Origin of the sequence: Sulfurimonas sp., from assembly GCF_027056685.1 — a bacterium.
GTDB lineage: Bacteria > Campylobacterota > Campylobacteria > Campylobacterales > Sulfurimonadaceae > Sulfurimonas.
Window position 1 is genome coordinate 1 of the sequence record NZ_JALUKE010000184.1, and the last position, 2,450, is coordinate 2,450.

The 2,450-nt window shown below is 38.1% G+C and carries 2 protein-coding genes; one reads left to right on the forward strand and one right to left on the reverse strand.

Features of this window, described 5'->3' with window-relative positions:
- Positions 1 to 192: 192 nt before the first annotated feature.
- Positions 193 to 1,227 (reverse strand): coproporphyrinogen III oxidase, encoded by a 1,035-nt coding sequence (locus tag MVY38_RS08140; protein WP_297485104.1) that lies wholly within the window; start codon positions 1,225 to 1,227, stop codon positions 193 to 195.
- Between the two features lie 57 nt (positions 1,228 to 1,284).
- Here MVY38_RS08140 and ligA point away from each other — a divergent pair.
- Positions 1,285 to 2,450: NAD-dependent DNA ligase LigA (gene ligA / locus MVY38_RS08145; RefSeq protein WP_297485106.1), on the forward strand; the 1,166-nt coding region annotated here is incomplete at its 3' end.

The following is a 2,450-nucleotide window of genomic DNA, read 5'->3' on the forward strand; positions in this document are numbered from 1 at the left end:
GTCTTTAACGCTGTATGCAATAAATAACTATCATTTAAATGTGTTCTATTAATTTTTATTAGTTTACCTAAAAATAGGGCTTAGGTCAATTTTCATATTGATAAATTTAAAAATTAACTCTCTAAGCTTAAGTATAAAATAGAATACTTATGGATAATTCAATGATTTAAGTTTTTTAAGGTACTAAGGCATTTATTTGTTGTGATTTTGCACAGTTGAGGGAATAGTGTTGCCACTTGCTTGCATACTTAGTGCTTCAGGGTGCTTTTTATAGTGTTTTCGAACTTCTGTTGCTAGTTTTTCTTTTGTTGGAATGTCAATGACCCCATCATCACTCACTGCGTTTACAAGTGCTTCTACAAGTATATCTTGTGGTTTTTCTACTTTTTCTATCCACGATTTTAAAAGCTCTTTGTTGATGTGTGAAGGCAGAGAACCCATAATGCCGATGTCATTTTGCTTATGTACCATTAGTCCTGCGGTCGTACCACGGTCAAGTGTAAGTACCTGAAAAAGGTAGAGGGTGTGGTAGGCGAGTTGTGCATCTTTGTCCGCTTGGCTTATTGCTTGGCGAGAGAGTAGGGCGTTATGAATAATGTCGATGTAAGTGTCAATGATGCCCTCTCCAAAGTGCTGTGCAAATGCAAAATCTGCTTCGCTGTTGTTCGTTTTGAAGTTTTCAAGGTAGAAGTGAGAGATGCCACGAGTACGCTTTAAGGCAGGAATGTTAAAGTATTTGTCACCCTGTTTTGATCCTTCGTCATAATACTCCCCAGAGAGCTCTTTTAAGGCATCATCAAAAGTTTTTGCATCTTCTGCATTGTTTATGCTTGGATTAAGGTCTGCCATAATGCGCCAGTAGTTCTCTCCTTTTCGCAACTCAGTTAAAGAGATGTGAATGTGAATAGAGGGCACATTTGGATTTTGTGGATGGATAATGGTAGAGATGGCTGTTGCAGAGTTGAGGTTCTTTTGCGGCATATCATCATAGTGTACCTGCGAGACATTGACACTTGCTGTATTGAAAAGTTTCATATCTTTTGCTTCAAATCTGCTTCCACCACCATGTATACCACCATCACGAAGCCATGTAACCTCTTCAAAGTGTTTTCCTTCACCAAATTTCTCTGTTAAATCATCGAGTTTTTCTACAAATCTTTTTTGTAAAGAACGCACGAGAGCATACGCTCTTTGTGCATCTGTTGAACTTGCCATTGTCATATTCATTTTATAATCTCTTTGTAATTTTTCAGAATTTTAGCAAGTTTAAGATAAAATCACATTATGAATAAACAAGAGTATATAAACGCAGTAGAAAAACTAAATTTGTGGGCATATCATTATTATGTTCTGGACGACCCTATTATGACTGATGAGGGCTATGATAAGCTTTATCATGATGTAGTGGCATATGAAGAACTATATGCTAATGAAATTTTGCCAAACTCTCCAACACAGAGAGTTGGTGATGTAATAAGTGAGGGCTTTACAAAAGCCAAACATCTCTCTCGTATGTGGTCATTAGAAGATATTTTTGATGCTGAGGGGCTAAAGAAGTGGCTGGAAAAAACATATAGACTTGATGATAGCGTGACATTTTATTGTGAGCCGAAGTATGATGGTGCTAGTTTGGATTTGCTTTATGAAGATGGAAAACTTGTCAAAGGAATTACGCGTGGAGATGGGAGTGTTGGCGAGCTTATTACGCAAAATGTAAAGACTATTCGCTCCATTCCTCTTACTATTGAGCATAAAGAGCGTATTGAAATTCGTGGTGAAGTAGTCATTTTTAAAGATGAGTTTGAAAAAATAAACAAAGAGCGTCTTAAACGCAGTGAGACACTTTTTGCCAATCCACGAAACGCAGCGGCAGGAAGTCTGCGTCAACTTGATCCAAAAATTACAGCGTCTCGCAATCTTGTATTTTTACCTTATGGCGTTGGTATAAATTCACTACAACAGCCACTACTTAGTGATAAAATGAGCTACATTTATGAGCTTGGATTTCGTAAACCACCACTTCGAGCTGTCACAAAAGGGTATGATGAAATCCAAGCCATCTATGAGCAGATGCAAAACGAGCGTGATAGTTATGCCATGATGCTTGATGGAATGGTAGTAAAAGTCAATGAAATAGCGGCACAAGAAGATATGGGCTATACAGTAAAAGTGCCACGATGGGCAGTTGCCTATAAATTTCCTGCAGTCGAGAAAATAACAACACTTAAAAATATCATTTTACAAGTTGGACGCACGGGAGCAGTGACTCCTGTTGCTATTGTAGAGCCAACAGAGATAGAGGGTGCAGTAGTTGAGCGTGCAACTTTGCATAACTTTGATGAAATAGAGCGAATGGATATTCGTATTGGCGATAGGGTAATCATACTTAGAAGTGGGGATGTTATTCCTAAGATTGTGAAGGTTTTAGTGGGTGAGCGTAGTGGGAGTGA